Source organism: Kitasatospora sp. NPDC057518 (genome assembly GCF_042802075.1).
Classification (GTDB): Bacteria; Actinomycetota; Actinomycetes; order Streptomycetales; family Streptomycetaceae; genus Kitasatospora.
Genome location: NZ_JBHVEU010000205.1, coordinates 1 through 15,353 on the forward strand (window position 1 = coordinate 1; position 15,353 = coordinate 15,353).

The 15,353-nt window shown below is 71.6% G+C and carries 12 protein-coding genes; 8 read left to right on the forward strand and 4 right to left on the reverse strand.

Going from position 1 to position 15,353, the window contains the following annotated elements:
• Positions 1-1,141: serpin family protein (locus ACFU7Z_RS21405; RefSeq protein WP_380778918.1), on the forward strand; the 1,141-nt coding region annotated here is incomplete at its 5' end.
• A gap of 36 nt (positions 1,142-1,177) precedes the next feature.
• Here ACFU7Z_RS21405 and ACFU7Z_RS21410 read toward each other — a convergent pair.
• The 4 genes from ACFU7Z_RS21410 to ACFU7Z_RS21425 all read right to left on the reverse strand — a co-directional run bounded on the left by ACFU7Z_RS21410 (position 1,178) and on the right by ACFU7Z_RS21425 (position 6,199).
• Positions 1,178-2,290 (reverse strand): ADP-ribosylglycohydrolase family protein, encoded by a 1,113-nt coding sequence (locus ACFU7Z_RS21410; protein WP_049660394.1) that lies wholly within the window; start codon positions 2,288-2,290, stop codon positions 1,178-1,180.
• A gap of 113 nt (positions 2,291-2,403) precedes the next feature.
• On the reverse strand, positions 2,404-3,675 hold the full coding sequence (locus tag ACFU7Z_RS21415; protein WP_380778920.1) for a DUF2786 domain-containing protein: 1,272 nt from the start codon (positions 3,673-3,675) through the stop codon (positions 2,404-2,406).
• Positions 3,676-3,767: 92 nt separating this feature from the next.
• Positions 3,768-5,366 (reverse strand): transporter, encoded by a 1,599-nt coding sequence (locus ACFU7Z_RS21420; RefSeq protein WP_375876151.1) that lies wholly within the window; start codon positions 5,364-5,366, stop codon positions 3,768-3,770.
• 11 nt (positions 5,367-5,377) lie between these two features.
• Positions 5,378-6,199, reverse strand: coding sequence for an ABC transporter ATP-binding protein (locus ACFU7Z_RS21425; RefSeq protein WP_074003968.1), 822 nt, complete (start codon positions 6,197-6,199; stop codon positions 5,378-5,380).
• Between the two features lie 259 nt (positions 6,200-6,458).
• Here ACFU7Z_RS21425 and ACFU7Z_RS21430 point away from each other — a divergent pair, with 259 nt between their 5' ends.
• From ACFU7Z_RS21430 to tuf, 7 genes are all read left to right on the forward strand, one after another.
• The gene (locus ACFU7Z_RS21430; protein ID WP_375876152.1) at positions 6,459-7,010 is read left to right on the forward strand and encodes a DUF1707 and DUF4190 domain-containing protein; all 552 of its coding nucleotides are present in this window, start codon (positions 6,459-6,461) and stop codon (positions 7,008-7,010) included.
• A gap of 186 nt (positions 7,011-7,196) precedes the next feature.
• Complete coding sequence (locus ACFU7Z_RS21435) at positions 7,197-8,885, forward strand: hypothetical protein (protein WP_380778923.1); 1,689 nt, start codon at positions 7,197-7,199, stop codon at positions 8,883-8,885.
• A gap of 47 nt (positions 8,886-8,932) precedes the next feature.
• A complete protein-coding gene (locus ACFU7Z_RS21440) occupies positions 8,933-10,534 on the forward strand; it encodes a DUF2142 domain-containing protein (protein WP_049649029.1) in 1,602 nt (533 codons plus the stop codon).
• A 377-nt stretch (positions 10,535-10,911) separates the two neighbouring features.
• Positions 10,912-11,283, forward strand: coding sequence for a 30S ribosomal protein S12 (gene rpsL, locus ACFU7Z_RS21445; RefSeq protein WP_014144289.1), 372 nt, complete (start codon positions 10,912-10,914; stop codon positions 11,281-11,283).
• A gap of 2 nt (positions 11,284-11,285) precedes the next feature.
• A complete protein-coding gene (gene rpsG / locus ACFU7Z_RS21450) occupies positions 11,286-11,756 on the forward strand; it encodes a 30S ribosomal protein S7 (protein WP_030055803.1) in 471 nt (156 codons plus the stop codon).
• Positions 11,757-11,795: 39 nt separating this feature from the next.
• Complete coding sequence (gene fusA, locus ACFU7Z_RS21455; RefSeq protein ID WP_049649030.1) at positions 11,796-13,901, forward strand: elongation factor G; 2,106 nt, start codon at positions 11,796-11,798, stop codon at positions 13,899-13,901.
• A 199-nt stretch (positions 13,902-14,100) separates the two neighbouring features.
• Positions 14,101-15,294 (forward strand): elongation factor Tu, encoded by a 1,194-nt coding sequence (gene tuf, locus ACFU7Z_RS21460; RefSeq protein ID WP_049649031.1) that lies wholly within the window; start codon positions 14,101-14,103, stop codon positions 15,292-15,294.
• Positions 15,295-15,353: the final 59 nt, after the last annotated feature.

Genomic DNA, 15,353 nt, shown 5'->3' on the forward strand with positions numbered 1-15,353 from the left:
CGCCACCGCGGCCGCCACCGACGCCTTCGGCCTCGACCTCCTGCACGCCCTGACCGCCCAGCCGGACGCCGCCGGCGGCAACCTCGTGGTCTCGCCGTCCGGCCTGGCCACCCTGCTCGCGATGCTGCTGCCCGGCGCCCGCGGCGCCACCGCCGGGGAACTGGCCAAGGCCCTGCACACCGACCTCGACCCGCGGCAGTACGCGCTCGCCACCGGCGCGTTGAACCGGCCGGTCCCGGCCACCGACCGGCTCACCCTGCGCCGCAGCGACGACCTCTGGACGCAGCAGGGCCTGGCCGTCGAGCCGGGCTACCTGGCCGACCTGGCCGCCGCCTTCGACACCGGCGTGCACCAGGCCGACTTCGCCAAGGACCCGGACGGGGCCCGCAAGACCGTCAACGCGGCCGTGGAGAAGGCCACCGACGGCCGGATCAAGGACCTGTTCGGCCGGGACGCGATCACCCCGAGCACCCGGCTGGTGCTCACCGACGCGCTCTACCTGAAGGCCCGGTGGGCCGCCGCCTTCAAGCCCTCGCACACCGCCGACCGCCCGTTCCACAAGCTCGACGGCTCCACCCCGGCCGTCCCCACGATGGCGCAGACCGGGGAGTTCAAGTACGCCGACGGCTCCGGCGGGATCGTCGGCGAGCCCTGGCAGGCCGTCGAGCTGCCGTACGCGGACGGCGCACTGGTGATGGACCTGATCGTCCCCGCGCAGGGCGGCTTCGCCGCCTTCGCCAAGGGCCTGGACCAGCCCCAGCTCGACCGCGTCCTCGGCGCCCTCGCCGAGCGGCCGGTCGACCTCCGGCTGCCGCGCTTCCGCTTCGGCACCTCGAAGGAGCTCACCCCCGCGCTGCGCTCGCTCGGCGTCTCCTCGGCCTTCGACAAGGCCGATCTCACCGGCATCGCCAAGGAGCCGCTGGTCGTCGGAACGGTGGTGCAGAAGGCCACCGTCGAGGTCGACGAGGAGGGGACGGTCGCGGCGGCCGGCAGCGGTGCCGGGGTCGAGGCGGCGGCGGCGCCGAACGCCGACCGGCCGGTCCAGCTGTACCTGGACCGGCCGTTCCTGTTCCTGATCCGGGACGCCCGGGGCGGGGCGCCGCTGTTCCTCGGCCAGGTCACCGACCCGCTGGCGAAGTAGCCGACGGGCCGGGGCGGCGTTCGAGGGGCCCCGGGCTCACCAGGCCGGGTAGCGCCCGCCGAGCGCCGGGTGCCGGGGGTCGCGGCTGCCGAACAGCACCAGCAGGTCGTCCGCGACCTGCCGCAGCTCCGCCCGGCCCTCGACCGCCCCGGCCCACTCGGCGGGCAGCGCCGCGGCGCCGTACGCCGCCCCGACCAGGTTGCCGCAGACCGCGCCGGTCGAGTCGCTGTCCCCGGAGTGGTTCACCGACAGCAGCAGCGCGGTGCGCACCGGGTCGGGGTCCAGGGTGGCCGCCAGCAGCGAGTACACGGCGATGGCCAGGCACTCCTCGGCGATCCAGCCGAGCCCGACCCGCTCCACCGTCTCCGCCGCGGGCTCGGCCTCCTGGGCCAGCCGCACCGCCCGGGCCAGCGCCTGGACGGTCTCCTTGGAGCTCGGCAGCTCGCGGATCTGCTCCACCGTCTCGCCGACCGCCGCCCACGGCTCGGTGCCGTGCGCGAGCCGCTCGACCAGCGCCGCGAAGGCGCCCGCCGCGAGGTAGCCGGTCGGGTGGCCGTGGGTGAGCTGGGCGCACTGCACCGCCAGCCCGAAGGACTGCTCGACGCCCAGCCGGGCCAGCCCGAACGGCGCCGAGCGCATCACCGTGCCGCAGCCCTTGGAACCCGGGTTGATCGGCCCGGTCAGCCCGATCGCGGACGGCGCCTCGAACACCGGGTGCTCGGACACCCCGCTCAGGCAGGCGTTGCCCGGCGCCCGCCGCGCGTACAGGAAGGGCCGGCTCAGTAGCCAGCCGTCGTACGGGCGGGGCTGCGGCCCGGTGTCCGGCGCGTCCTGGAACTGGGTGCGCAGCCAGCGCCGGTAGGCGCCGTGCACGGCCTCCGGCACCGAGCCGCCGCCGCCCGTCCAGCCGCGGACGAAGCCGCGGATCAGGCCCTCGGCGGTGAACAGCGTCATCTGGGTGTCGTCGGTGACCTCGACCGGCCCGGACCCGGCCGGCAGTGTGGTCACGCCCTGCGGCCCGTACCGGTCCTGGATCTGGTGGAGCTGCTGGAACTCCACCGGCCAGCCCAGCGCGTCGCCGATCGCTCCGCCGAGCAGCGTTCCGCGCACCCGGTCCCGGTACCCCGACTCCGCCGCCGGTTCCGTCACGTCGAGCCCCCCTTTGTTCGTGGCGGACTACGTTCTATCAGGTCCCCCGGGAGGCGGGGCGACTCCTGTGGATCTTGCGCGGGTCGGCCGGGGGACCGCCGGGGCGTGAGCGCCTACCGGCGGATCGCCCCGGCGCGCCCGTGCAGCGCGGCCCGGTCGGCGGCGGCGCGTCCGGCCGCCCAGCCCACGCCGTCGCTGACCCGCACCCGCTGCGAGACCAGCTTCGGGAACAGCCGGCCGATCTCCTGGTCCACCGCCTCGGAGCGGGCGGCGAGCGCGGGCAGCAGCCGCGCGTCGGGCAGCAGCTGCTCCTCGGTGCCGTCCTCGCGCAGGTGCCGTCCGGCCGCGGCGGCGCTGGTGGCGCGCTCGGTCGCGGCGGTCAGCCGCTCGCGGATCCGCGCCGCGTACGCGACCAGGAAGGACTGCCGGAACGCCTTGCTGCGCGAGTCCTTGCGGGAGCCCGCCTTGTTGAGCGCGTGGGTGGCCTGCACCAGCAGCGAGGTGTAGAGCAGCTCGACGCTGTCCAGGTCCCCGTCGAAGCCGACCACGGTGCAGAAACCGAACTCCTTCGCCCACACCACCCGGCACCGGTTGGCCGCCGCGACCGCGTCCAGCAGCATCGTCTTGGGGCCCTCGTACGGGTTGTCCACCCCGATCCGCAGCGCCGCCGGGGTGTCGCGGTCGGCACCGGACGCGGCCAGCAGCGCGTCGTCGATGCTGTGCTGGGCCATCAGCTGCTGGGCCTTGGCGGTCAGCGCCTCGGCCTCCTCCGGGTACTCGGTGGACTCGGCCTTGGCCAGCAGCGCCCGGATCCGCGCCAGCATCCGCGGTTCGCCGCTCACCGGCCCCGCGTGCTGCGGCCGCACCGCCTGCCCGGGGGCGGGCCCCACCGGGGCGATCGGCGGCAGCCGGCCCCAGGTGCGCAGCAGCTCCAGGGCGGCGGTGGCGAGCGCGAAGCGGTCCAGCCGGTGCCGGTCGGCGAAGGCGCCGAGGTACTCGTCGTCGCCGGACCACCACACCTCGGCCTCCAGCTCGCGCAGCTGCTCCAGCCAGCGCCGGTCCAGGGCGGCCGCGGGGTGGCGGCGGCCCTCGGCGGCGATCAGGTCCACCGCGAGGGCCAGGTGGACGGGCTTCAGCTCGCGCCGCACCACCCGGGCCAGGTCGGCCGGCCGCCACCCGGCGGACCAGCAGCGGCCGACGGCCGTGTCCGCGTACCCGAGCAGCGCCCGGCCGACCTCCGGCCACTGCCCGGCCGAGGCGGCCAGCAGCGAGGCCCCGGTGTCCAGGGCGAGGTCCAGCGCCTCCTCCGGGGCCGTCACCACCGACCGCACCGCCTGCTCCAGCAGCGGTCCGGCGGTCCCGGCCTGCTGCGCGCGCTCGCCCACGGTGTGTCCCTGCTCTCCTCGACGGTGCCACGACGGCCCGGCTCCTCCTGCCCATGATGCCGGAGCGGCGGCGGGACCGACGGGAGAGCGGTTCAGCGCTCGACGGCCTTGGCGAGGATCTCCGGGGTGCGGTCCAGCAGGCGGGCCGCCGCGAGGCGGACGCCGAGGGCCGCGACCAGGGCGCCGTACAGCGGGCCGACCAGCAGCACCGGCCAGCTCGGGCCGTCGGAGACCAGGGCCCAGGCGAGGTAGCCGCCGACCGGCAGCGCCAGCAGGGCGACGCCGAGCATCGAGCCGAACTGGTTGAGCAGGATCAGCCCGCCCTGGCCCGGGGCGGCGTTGCGCATCGGGTTGCTGTCGGCCGGCATGGTGTACGGCGCCAGGACGCTGAACATCGCGCCCAGCGCGATCCCGCAGCCGAGCAGCGTCAGCGCCAGGCCGAGCGCGGACGGCAGCTCGCTCCACCGGCCGGTGACGGCCGCCAGGACCAGCCCGAGCAGCAGCGTCACGGGGACGGCGTACGACAGCACCGCGTACGCCCGGCCGCGCAGCTCGGAGCGGGCGTCGGCCGGGGTGCGCAGGGTGGCGGCGACCATCCAGAACGCCGAGCCGTCCATGCCGAACAGGTTGAGCATCTGCAGCCCGAGGAACACCCCGGTCATCGCCAGCAGGTAGACGCTCGCCCAGCCCTGGACCATCGACAGCACGCAGATCACCAGCGTCATCCCGATGCTGGTGAACAGCGCCGCCTTGGCCCGCGGCTCGCGCCAGGCATACCGCAGGTGCCGCTGCATTACCGCGCCGGTCCGGCCCTGCGGCAGGAACCGCCAGCCGCGCGAGTCCTGCACCCCGCGGGCGACCTCCAGGGTGGAGGAGTCGGCGGTCACCATCAGCTCCTGCAGGCTCCGCCGCCACCAGCGCAGCAGCAGCGCCAGCAGCGCGGCGGCCGCGGCGAGCTGGAGCAGCGCCAGCCCGTACCGGCCCTCGCCGGCGGTGCGCGGCGCGTCCGCCGCGCTGATCGGCGGGATCCAGCGCAGCACGGAGGCGATCGGCTTGAGCGGGCTGAGGTCGATCGGCCCGCCCCGGCGGCCGAGGATGCTCTGCGAGCCGACGTTGGCGACCTGCACCAGGAGGGCGAAGGCCAGGCCGCCGAAGATCGCGAAGTCCTTGCCGCGCCGGCTGGAGAGCATCCGGGCGTTGCCCGCCGCGACCGCCCGGGAGAGCGTGACCAGGCAGAGCAGCGCGAGCGGCACGCCGAGCACCGCGACCGCGGCCGAGGCGCCGCCGGTCGCGCCGGCCAGCACCGCGGCGGTCACCAGCACCAGGCTGACCAGCGGCCCCGGTCCGATCAGCGCGGCCAGCAGGGTGCCGCGCAGCAGCGGGCCGGGGCGCAGCGGCAGCATGGTCAGCCGGGTCGGGTCGGCGCTCTCGTCGCTGGAGAAGAGGAACAGCGGCAGCGCGGCCCAGCTCAGGGTCAGCACGCCGAGCAGCATCACCCCGGCGTCCCCGGAGCCCGCGTAGCGCCCGTTCAGCGCGGTCATGGCGACGGCGACGCCGGCCGCGAGGGCCAGGCCCGCGACGCCGCCGATCACGTAGACGGTGGTCCGGCCGGGGCTGCGCCGCAGCCCGTTGCGCAGCAGCCGCAGCTTGAGCGCCACCAGGGCACGGACCACCGTCCGCCCGTCGGGCACCGGGGCATTGTTCACAGGGTGCCCCCGGCCTGCCCGCCGCCGAGCCAGCCGAGCGCCTGCCCGTCGTCCTCGCGGACGCCGATCAGCTCCAGGAAGGCCTCGTGCAGGCTGCGCCCGCCCCGGACGGAGTCCAGCGGCCCCTGGGCTATCACCTGGCCGGCGTTGACCACCGCGACCCAGTCGCAGAGCTGCTCGACCAGCTCCATCACGTGGCTGGAGAAGATCACCGTGGAGCCGGCCGCGGCGTACCGCTTGAGCACGCCGCGGATGGTCTGGGCGGAGACCGGGTCGACGCCCTCGAAGGGCTCGTCCAGGAACAGCACGTCCGGGTTGTGCAGCAGCGCGGCGGCCAGGCCGATCTTCTTGCGCATGCCGGTGGAGTAGTCGGCGACCAGCTTGTCGGCGTCCCGGCCGAGGTCCAGGACGGCCAGCAGCTCCTCGGCCCGCCGGTCCACCTCGGCGCCGGGCAGGCCGCGCAGCCGCCCGGTGTACTGGAGCAGCTCGCGCCCGCTGAGCCGCTCGAACATCCGCAGGCCCTCGGGCAGGATGCCGATCCGGGCCTTGACCGTGACCGGGTCCGCCCACACGTCGGCGCCGTGCACCAGGACGGTGCCCTGGTCGGGCCGGAGCAGCCCGGTGACCATCGACAGCGTGGTGGTCTTGCCGGCACCGTTCGGCCCGACCAGGCCGATGAACGCCCCGGCCGGCAGCTCCAGGCTCAGCCCGGCCACCGCGGCCTGGGGGCCGAAGTGCTTCCAGAGCCCCTGGATGCTGACGGCGGACGGGGTTCCCGGCCCGGAGAGGTCGGGGGACGGCGGCGCTGACGCCTGCATGGCGGCCTTCTCTGCTCGTGGTGGTGGACGTCGTCGTGGTGCGGGTCTCTCCGGGCTCAGCCTGTCACCGTGCGGACCGGCTGTCGCCCGAGTTGAGCATCCCCTGAGAGTGTCCGCCGAACGGGTGAGGCACGCCGCCCGTTTTCCTCGTCCGGGCGACTACTGGGCCGATTTGGCAACTACTCAGTTCGGCTGTTCGTCCTGCACTATGAGGGAGCAGTGACGTGCGCGGGGGTGCCGCGCTACCGGGAGGTGGCGGATGTCCGTACAACCATGGGGCGAGCCTGGTTCCGGCTATCCGCCCGGCAGGCCGGCGGGTGGCTGGCAGCCGGCGCCCGCGCCCGCGGTGGCGTCGCAGGCCGCGATGCGGGCGGGCCACGCGGACCGGGACCGCACGCTGGACGTGCTCAAGGCCGCGTTCGCCGAGGGGCGGCTCACCGTCCAGGAGTACGAGCAGCGCCACGAGGCGGTGGCCGCCGCGCAGACCTACGGCCAGCTGGCCGTGCTGGTGGCCGACCTGCCCTCGGGGCCGATGACGGCGCCGCCGCCCACCGCGGCCACGCCCGTTCCGGCCACCTTCATGCCGGTCCCGCCGCCGCCCCAGGCCCGCCAGACCAACGTGCTCGCCGTGGTCTCCCTGGTGGCCGGCCTGGTCGGCCTCTCCGCCCCCGCCGTGGTCACCGGCCACATCGCCCGCGCGGAGATCCGCCGCCGCAACATGGACGGCGACTGGGCGGCCGTCCTCGGCCTGGTCATCGGCTACCTGGGCTGCGCGTTCTGGACCCTGATGATCCTGATCGGCATCGCCTGAGGCGGGCCCGCCCGGGCGGCCCGGGGGCGGTTCGTCCATCTTCCCGATGGGGTCTTCCTCAGGCGTAGGACCTATGATGCCCGGGGCTGCCGCCGTGCGCCCGGAAGCAGTACGGTCTCCGTCACCGGCCGACGCCGAAGGGTGGGGCGGGCCGAGCGAGCGACCACGAGCTGAGGACCGTTACCAGTGACAGTCAGTGCCCAAGAGGCCTCCAGGATCCCGCCGATCGGAGGGCGTCCGCTGATCCCGGGATCCGCGCGCCGCTCCGCGGCTCGGCTCTGGACGTCGGCCCCGGCACTGCTCGCGGGTGAGGCCCTGGTCGCCTTCCTGGCCGCCCTGGTGCTCCCCGTGATGGCGAGCAAGTTCCACATGGACCCGCTGGACCGGATCGCCCAGGTGAGCGGTCTCGCCGCGCTGCAGCTGCGGTTCGCGGTCATCGGCTTCCTCCTGCTCGGCGCGGTCGTGCTCGCGATGCGCTTCCGCTCGGGCCGGCACTTCGGCCTGGTGGCCCGGTTCTCCGCGGCCGCCATCGCGGGCCTCGCCAGCGGCTTCGTGGCGGCCGGCGCGGTGATGGCGCTGCTCGGCACGCCCTGGCCGATGTTCGGCCTGAACGGCGACAGCGGGCGCATCGTCGAGTGGGCCCACGCCCTGGCGAACGGCCAGCCCTCGGGCTCGGCGGTCTACCCGCCGGCGCCGCTCTACACCCTGGGCTACTACGCCGAGTGGTTCCGCGGCGGCAACACCGCGTACGCCTTCAAGGACCTCCAGATCCTCGGCGCCGCCGCGTTCGGCCCGCTGGTCTACCTGTCGTGGCGGATGCTGCTCAGCCCGGTCCGGGCGCTCGCCTTCGGCGTGCTGCCGGCCTTCGCCCTGATCGACGCCTACAAGCCGTACAGCCAGACCGTGCTGGTCGTCCTGGTGCCCGTCCTGGTCGCCGTGGTGGTGCACCTGCGCCGGAGCGGGACGGACGGCTGGCGGCTGCTGGTGCTGAAGGCGGTCGGCTTCGGCGCGCTGCTGGGCCTGCTGTTCCTCACCTACTCCGGGTGGTTCCTGTGGAGCGCCATCGGCGTGGTGGTCGCGGCGCTGGCGTACTTCCCCTGGCGTGACAGCCGGCTCAAGGGCCTGGTCTACCTGGCCGCCACCGTGGGCGCGTTCCTGCTGGTCTGCGGCAGCTACCTGGTGACCATGCTGACCGACGGCCAGGACACCAAGGACCCCAACTTCCGCTTCGACAACTTCACCGACCCGGCGTACTTCCTGATGTGGCGCACGGACATGCCGGGCAAGGTGGGGGACTGGCCGATCCCCGGCGAGTTCGGCGGCATGGACCTGTTCGCCGTGGTGATGTTCGTCGCACTGGGCGCCGCCCTCTGGCTGGGCATCCGCAAGCCGGTGGTCGTGACCATCAGCTGCATGTTCGCGAGCGCCTGGGTGATGCGGATGTACATCGCCTCGCACATGTACGAGACGCAGACGGTCCAGCTCTACACCCGGACCAACAACCAGCTGCTGTACTGCGGCCTGCTGCTGTGCGCCCTGCTGGTCCACCTGGTGTCGCTCCGGCTGGCCGAGCACCGCCGGGTCGCGGGGGCCGACGGGACCGGGGAGGCCGCCGGGACCGGGGGACTCGCCGGAACGCCCCTGCCGGGCCCGCAGGCGGCCGTCGTCGGTACGCTGTTCGCTCTCCTCTTCCTGTTCGGTACGGTCTCGTCGTCGATGTCGGACCGCTACCTGCCGGCCAAGGAGAACACCTACCGCATCCTGCCGTGGGTGTCGCACACCGTGCAGAACCTCGACGGCACCTGCCCGAAGTTCGCGCCGGGTGGGCACTGCTCCAAGACCGGTGACCAGTCATGGCTCAGCATGATCAAGTAACCAGTTCCCGCCCATGAGCCCGAACTGACCCCGAAGGCCCAATCCTGATGATGATCACCGCCGTCAAGAGCCTCGCCGACCGGCTCGTCTCCTCGCCGAGGCGTCTGTGGGCAGTGGCTTTCGCGATCCTGTTCGCCCTGAGTGCGTCCTGGTCGATCGCCACCCCGATCGGCGCCTCGCCGGACGAGCACGCCCACCTCATCCGGGCCGCGGCCGTCGCCCGGGGGCAGGTCGAGGGCCGCGAGGTCATGGTCCCGCACCTGGTGGGCGGCATCGAGGGCCAGTTCGCCGAGACCGGGGTCGAGCTCCCGCGGATCTACCAGGAGCTCAAGGACGTCAACTCCTGCTACGTCTTCAAGCCCGAGACCCCGGCCTCCTGCGCGCCGCGGCTCATCGACCGGCCGGGCGAGGCCCTGGTGACCACCGCGGCCGGCCGCTACCACCCGGCGTACTACTTCGCGGTGGGCTGGCCCAGCCTCCTGGTCCCGGGGGCGAAGGGCTTCTACCTGATGCGCCTGATGTCGGCGCTGATCTGCTCCGCCCTGGTGGCGAGCGCGGTGGTCTCGGCGGCCGAGTGGCGGCGGCGGTCCTTCACCCTGCTGGGCACGGTCACCGCGGCCACGCCGATGGCGCTGTTCCTGTTCGGCATGGTGAACCCGAGCGGTCCGGAGATCGCGGCGGGCATCCTGGTCTGGAGCGCCGGGCTGCCGATGCTGATGAACCCGGACCCGCACCTGCTGAACCGCCGGCTGGCCCGGCTGGGCATCGGCGCGCTGGTGCTGATCAGCATCCGCCCGCTGGGCATGATCTGGTTCGCCGGGGCCCTGTTCTTCGCGCTGCTGCTGAGCCAGAAGGGCGCGGTGCGGGAAGTGGTCCGCCGCAAGGTGACCTGGCTCTGGGGCGGCCTGGGCGCCGCGTCCGCCGTCGCGGCCCTGGCCTGGTCGTCGAGCCACCCGGACAACTCGATCATCAACACCCCGAGCGACCTCACCCCGCTGGCCGCGGCCCGGAAGACCTTCGACTTCGGCCTGCTGTACATGAAGCAGATGATCGGCTACTTCGGCTGGCTGGACGCCGAGGCGCCGGCCGCGACGCTGCTGGTCTGGTGCGGGGTGGTGCTCGCCCTGGCGATGTTCGCGCTGTGCTACGCCCGGTTCCGGGACGCCCTGGCGATCGTCGGCGTGATGGTCGGCATCGTGGTGATACCGATAGCGGCTCAGGCCATGCAGGCGCGCCAGCTGGGCATGATCTGGCAGGGCCGCTACCTGCTGCCGTTCGCCGTCGGGCTGCCGATCCTGTGCGCCGCGATCTGCCACGAGCGGCTGCCCTGGGGCGGCTTCGCCTGGCGTCGGCTGCTGGTGATCTCCGGCTTCTCGCTGTCCCTGGTCAACGCCGCGGCCTTCCTCTGGGCGCTGCGCCGCAACACGGTCGGCAGCACCGGCCCGCTGCTGATCAACCCGGCGCACTGGTCCCCGCCCGGCACCTGGATGCTGTGGCTGGCCGTGTACACCCTGGCCGCGCTCGCGCTGGGGCTGTTCGCGGCGGTGTCGGACAACCGGGACCGTCCGCTGCCGCAGTCGGCCGGGGCGGCCGACGGCGGTGCCGCGCAGGATCCGCCCCGGCTCGCCGGGGCCCACGCGGAGGCGTAGGGTCGCGGTGCGGGGGCTGCCCGGTTGTGGTAGGGAGCCCCGCCCCGGCCCGGTTCCCGGGCCGCTTCCGGTGCCAGCCCCGCGACCTGCGGCGTTGCATTTGTTTTGACCGAGCCCGATGCGCTAGGTACGCTCTGACCTTGTGCCTGGGGTGTCCCCGGGTCCTTGTGCGTGCATGCACACCGGTCGCCGCGCCGAGCCGGAGCGCTTCCCAGCGTCCCGCGCGTAGAGCGCCGTCGCTGTACAGCAGCCATGGGATTCCGTGTCGTAACAAGCCCAACACACCCGACCGCGTGGGTCGACCACGGGGCCGTGTGTGAGGGGAGACACCGCAGGTTAGTTCCACCAAGCCTTGGCACACAGAAAACGGAGAAACGGTGCCTACGATCCAGCAGCTGGTCCGAAAGGGCCGGCAGGACAAGGTCGAGAAGAACAAGACTCCCGCGCTGAAGGGTTCCCCGCAGCGCCGTGGGGTCTGCACGCGTGTGTACACGACCACCCCGAAGAAGCCGAACTCGGCTCTCCGCAAGGTCGCCCGTGTGCGCCTCACCAGCGGGATCGAGGTCACCGCTTACATCCCGGGCGAGGGCCACAACCTGCAGGAGCACTCCATCGTGCTGGTGCGCGGTGGTCGTGTGAAGGACCTTCCTGGTGTCCGCTACAAGATCATCCGCGGTTCGCTTGACACCCAGGGTGTCAAGAACCGCAAGCAGGCTCGCAGCCGCTACGGCGCCAAGAAGGAGAAGTAAGAATGCCTCGTAAGGGCCCCGCCCCGAAGCGCCCGGTCATCATCGACCCGGTTTACGGCTCCCCGGTCGTCACCCAGCTGGTCAACAAGATCCTGCTGCACGGCAAGCGTTCCACCGCTGAGCGGATCGTCTACGGCGCCCTCGAGGGCGTCCGTGAGAAGACCGGCTCGGACCCCGTCGTGACGCTGAAGCGCGCGCTGGAGAACGTCAAGCCGGCCCTCGAGGTCAAGTCCCGCCGTGTCGGTGGCGCGACCTACCAGGTTCCGGTCGAGGTCCGTCCGGGCCGCGCCAGCACCCTGGCGCTGCGCTGGATGGTCGGGTACTCCCGCGCCCGTCGCGAGAAGACCATGACCGAGCGCCTGATGAACGAGATCCTCGACGCCAGCAACGGCCTGGGCGCTTCCGTGAAGCGTCGCGAGGACACCCACAAGATGGCCGAGTCCAACAAGGCCTTCGCGCACTACCGCTGGTAGTCCGTACCCCGTCACTAGACAGAGAGAGAACGAGCCACAATGGCTGCAACCTCCCTTGACCTCGCCAAGGTCCGCAACATCGGGATCATGGCGCACATCGACGCGGGCAAGACCACCACCACCGAGCGGATCCTGTTCTACACCGGTGTGTCGTACAAGATCGGTGAGGTCCACGATGGCGCTGCCACCATGGACTGGATGGAGCAGGAGCAGGAGCGCGGCATCACGATCACGTCGGCCGCGACGACCTGTCACTGGACGGTCGACGACGCCGACCACACCATCAACATCATCGACACCCCGGGTCACGTCGACTTCACCGTCGAGGTGGAGCGTTCGCTGCGCGTCCTCGACGGTGCCGTGACGGTGTTCGACGGTGTCGCCGGTGTCGAGCCCCAGTCCGAGACCGTGTGGCGGCAGGCTGACCGCTACGGCGTCCCGCGCATCTGCTTCATCAACAAGCTGGACCGCACGGGCGCGAACTTCTTCTTCTGCGTCAAGACCATCGTGGACCGCCTCGGCGCCACCCCGCTGGTCATGCAGCTCCCGATCGGTGCCGAGTCGGACTTCCAGGGCGTTGTCGACCTGGTCCGCATGAAGGCGCTGGTCTGGTCCGCCGAGGCCGCCAAGGGCGAGATGTACGACATCGTCGACATCCCGGCCGAGCTGCAGGAGCAGGCCGACGAGTACCGCGAGGCGCTCATCGACACGGTCTCGAACGTCAGCGACGAGATCATGGAGCTCGCCCTCGAGGGCGAGGAGATCCCGGTCGAGCTGCTGCAGGCCGCGATCCGCAAGGGCACCCTGAACTCGGACTTCACCCCGATCTTCTGCGGTACCGCCTTCAAGAACAAGGGCGTTCAGCCCCTGCTCGACGCGGTCGTCAAGTACCTGCCGTCCCCGCTGGACATCGAGTCCATCGAGGGCACCAAGCCGGGCGACGACAGCGTCAAGATCTCCCGCAAGGCCTCGGACGACGAGCCGCTCGCCGCGCTCGCGTTCAAGATCATGTCGGACCCGCACCTCGGCAAGCTCACCTTCGTCCGGGTCTACTCGGGCCGCCTGGAGTCCGGCACCTCGGTGCTGAACGCCGTCAAGGGCAAGAAGGAGCGCATCGGCAAGATCTACCGCATGCACGCGAACAAGCGTGAGGAGATCGACTCGGTGGGCGCCGGCGACATCATCGCCGTCATGGGCCTGAAGCAGACCACCACCGGTGAGACGCTGTCCGACGAGAAGAACCCGGTCATCCTGGAGTCCATGGACTTCCCGGCCCCGGTCATCCGCGTCGCGATCGAGCCCAAGTCCAAGGGTGACCAGGAGAAGCTGGGTGTTGCCATCCAGCGTCTCGCCGAGGAGGACCCGTCCTTCCAGGTCAACACGGACGAGGAGACCGGCCAGACCATCATCGCGGGTATGGGCGAGCTGCACCTCGAGGTGCTGGTCGACCGTATGCGCCGTGAGTTCAAGGTCGAGGCCAACGTCGGCAAGCCGCAGGTCGCGTACCGCGAGACCATCCGCCAGGCGGTCGAGCGCATCGACTACACCCACAAGAAGCAGACCGGTGGTTCCGGTCAGTTCGCCAAGGTGCAGATCGCGATCGAGCCGCTCGAGCAGGCCGAGGGCTACGAGTTCGTCAACAAGGTCACCGGTGGCCGCGTTCCGCGGGAGTACATCCCGTCGGTCGACGCCGGTTGCCAGGAGGCCATGGAGTTCGGCATCCTCGCCGGCTACCCGCTGCAGGGTGTCCGCGTGAGCCTGCTGGACGGCCAGTCGCACGACGTCGACTCCTCCGAGCTCGCGTTCAAGATCGCCGGCTCGATGGCCTTCAAGGAAGGCGCGAGGAAGGCCAAGCCGGTCCTCCTCGAGCCGATGATGGCCGTCGAGGTCACCACGCCCGAGGACTACATGGGCGACGTGATCGGCGACATCAACTCTCGCCGTGGCCAGATCCGGTCCATGGACGAGCGTCACGGTGCCCGCGTCGTCACGGCGCTGGTGCCCCTCTCCGAGATGTTCGGCTACGTCGGTGACCTGCGCAGCAAGACCTCTGGTCGCGCGAGCTACTCGATGCAGTTCGACTCGTACGCCGAGGTTCCGAAGAACGTGGCGGACGACATCATCGCCAAGGCCAAGGGCGAGTGACGTCCCGATAATCGGGACGATTACGAAGCCTTAGGCTATTCGGAGGCGTCTCGGGAGGATCCGGTCGGATCCTCCCGGGAGCCTCCGGCCCCCCACCAGCGGGACGGCACGGGATGTCCTCCGGGCAACCCGCACCAAAACCGATCAAAGACCAACTGGCGTCAGCACGGCGTACAGGAACTGTCCTCAGGAGGACTCAGTGGCGAAGGCGAAGTTCGAGCGGACGAAGCCCCACGTCAACATCGGCACCATCGGTCACATCGACCACGGCAAGACCACGCTGACCGCGGCCATCACCAAGGTGCTGCACGACGCGTACCCGGACCTGAACCCCTTCACGCCGTTCGACCAGATCGACAAGGCCCCGGAGGAGCGTCAGCGCGGTATCACCATCTCGATCGCGCACGTCGAGTACCAGACCGAGGACCGTCACTACGCGCACGTCGACTGCCCGGGTCACGCCGACTACATCAAGAACATGATCACCGGTGCCGCCCAGATGGACGGCGCCATCCTGGTGGTCGCCGCCACCGACGGCCCGATGCCGCAGACCAAGGAGCACGTCCTCCTGGCCCGCCAGGTCGGCGTTCCGTACATCGTTGTCGCCCTGAACAAGGCCGACATGGTGGACGACGAGGAGATCCTGGAGCTCGTCGAGCTCGAGGTCCGTGAGCTGCTCTCCGAGTACGAGTTCCCGGGCGACGACCTGCCGGTCGTCCGCGTCTCCGCGCTGAAGGCCCTCGAGGGCGACGCCGAGTGGGGCCAGAAGCTCCTCGGCCTGATGAAGGCTGTCGACGAGAGCATCCCGACCCCGGCCCGCGCCGTGGACCAGCCGTTCCTGATGCCGATCGAGGACGTCTTCACGATCACCGGTCGTGGCACCGTCGTCACCGGTCGCATCGAGCGCGGCATCCTCAAGGTCAACGAGACTGTCGACATCATCGGCATCAAGGAGACCAAGACCACCACCACGGTCACCGGCATCGAGATGTTCCGCAAGCTGCTCGACGAGGGCCAGGCCGGTGAGAACGTCGGTCTGCTGCTCCGTGGCATCAAGCGCGAGGACGTCGAGCGCGGCCAGGTCATCATCAAGCCGGGTTCGGTCACGCCGCACACCGACTTCGAGGCCCAGTCGTACATCCTGTCGAAGGACGAGGGTGGCCGTCACACCCCCTTCTTCAACAACTACCGCCCGCAGTTCTACTTCCGTACCACGGACGTGACCGGCGTCGTGACCCTCCCCGAGGGCACCGAGATGGTCATGCCGGGCGACAACACCGCCATGACGGTCGCGCTGATCCAGCCGATCGCCATGGAGGAGGGCCTGAAGTTCGCCATCCGTGAGGGTGGCCGCACCGTCGGCGCCGGCCAGGTCACCAAGATCATCAAGTAATTGACGATCTGACCTGCCTGCCTCGTACAGGCTCGTCCGAAGGGCCCCGCGCACCGCAC

Coding starts and splice junctions, on each gene's coding strand:
- rpsG (WP_030055803.1), top strand. CDS start 11,286: ATGCCTCGTAAGGGCCCCGCCCCGAAGCGCCCGGTCATCATCGACCCG.
- ACFU7Z_RS21440 (WP_049649029.1), top strand. CDS start 8,933: ATGATGATCACCGCCGTCAAGAGCCTCGCCGACCGGCTCGTCTCCTCG.
- ACFU7Z_RS21425 (WP_074003968.1), bottom strand. CDS start 6,199: ATGCAGGCGTCAGCGCCGCCGTCCCCCGACCTCTCCGGGCCGGGAACC.
- fusA (WP_049649030.1), top strand. CDS start 11,796: ATGGCTGCAACCTCCCTTGACCTCGCCAAGGTCCGCAACATCGGGATC.
- ACFU7Z_RS21430 (WP_375876152.1), top strand. CDS start 6,459: ATGTCCGTACAACCATGGGGCGAGCCTGGTTCCGGCTATCCGCCCGGC.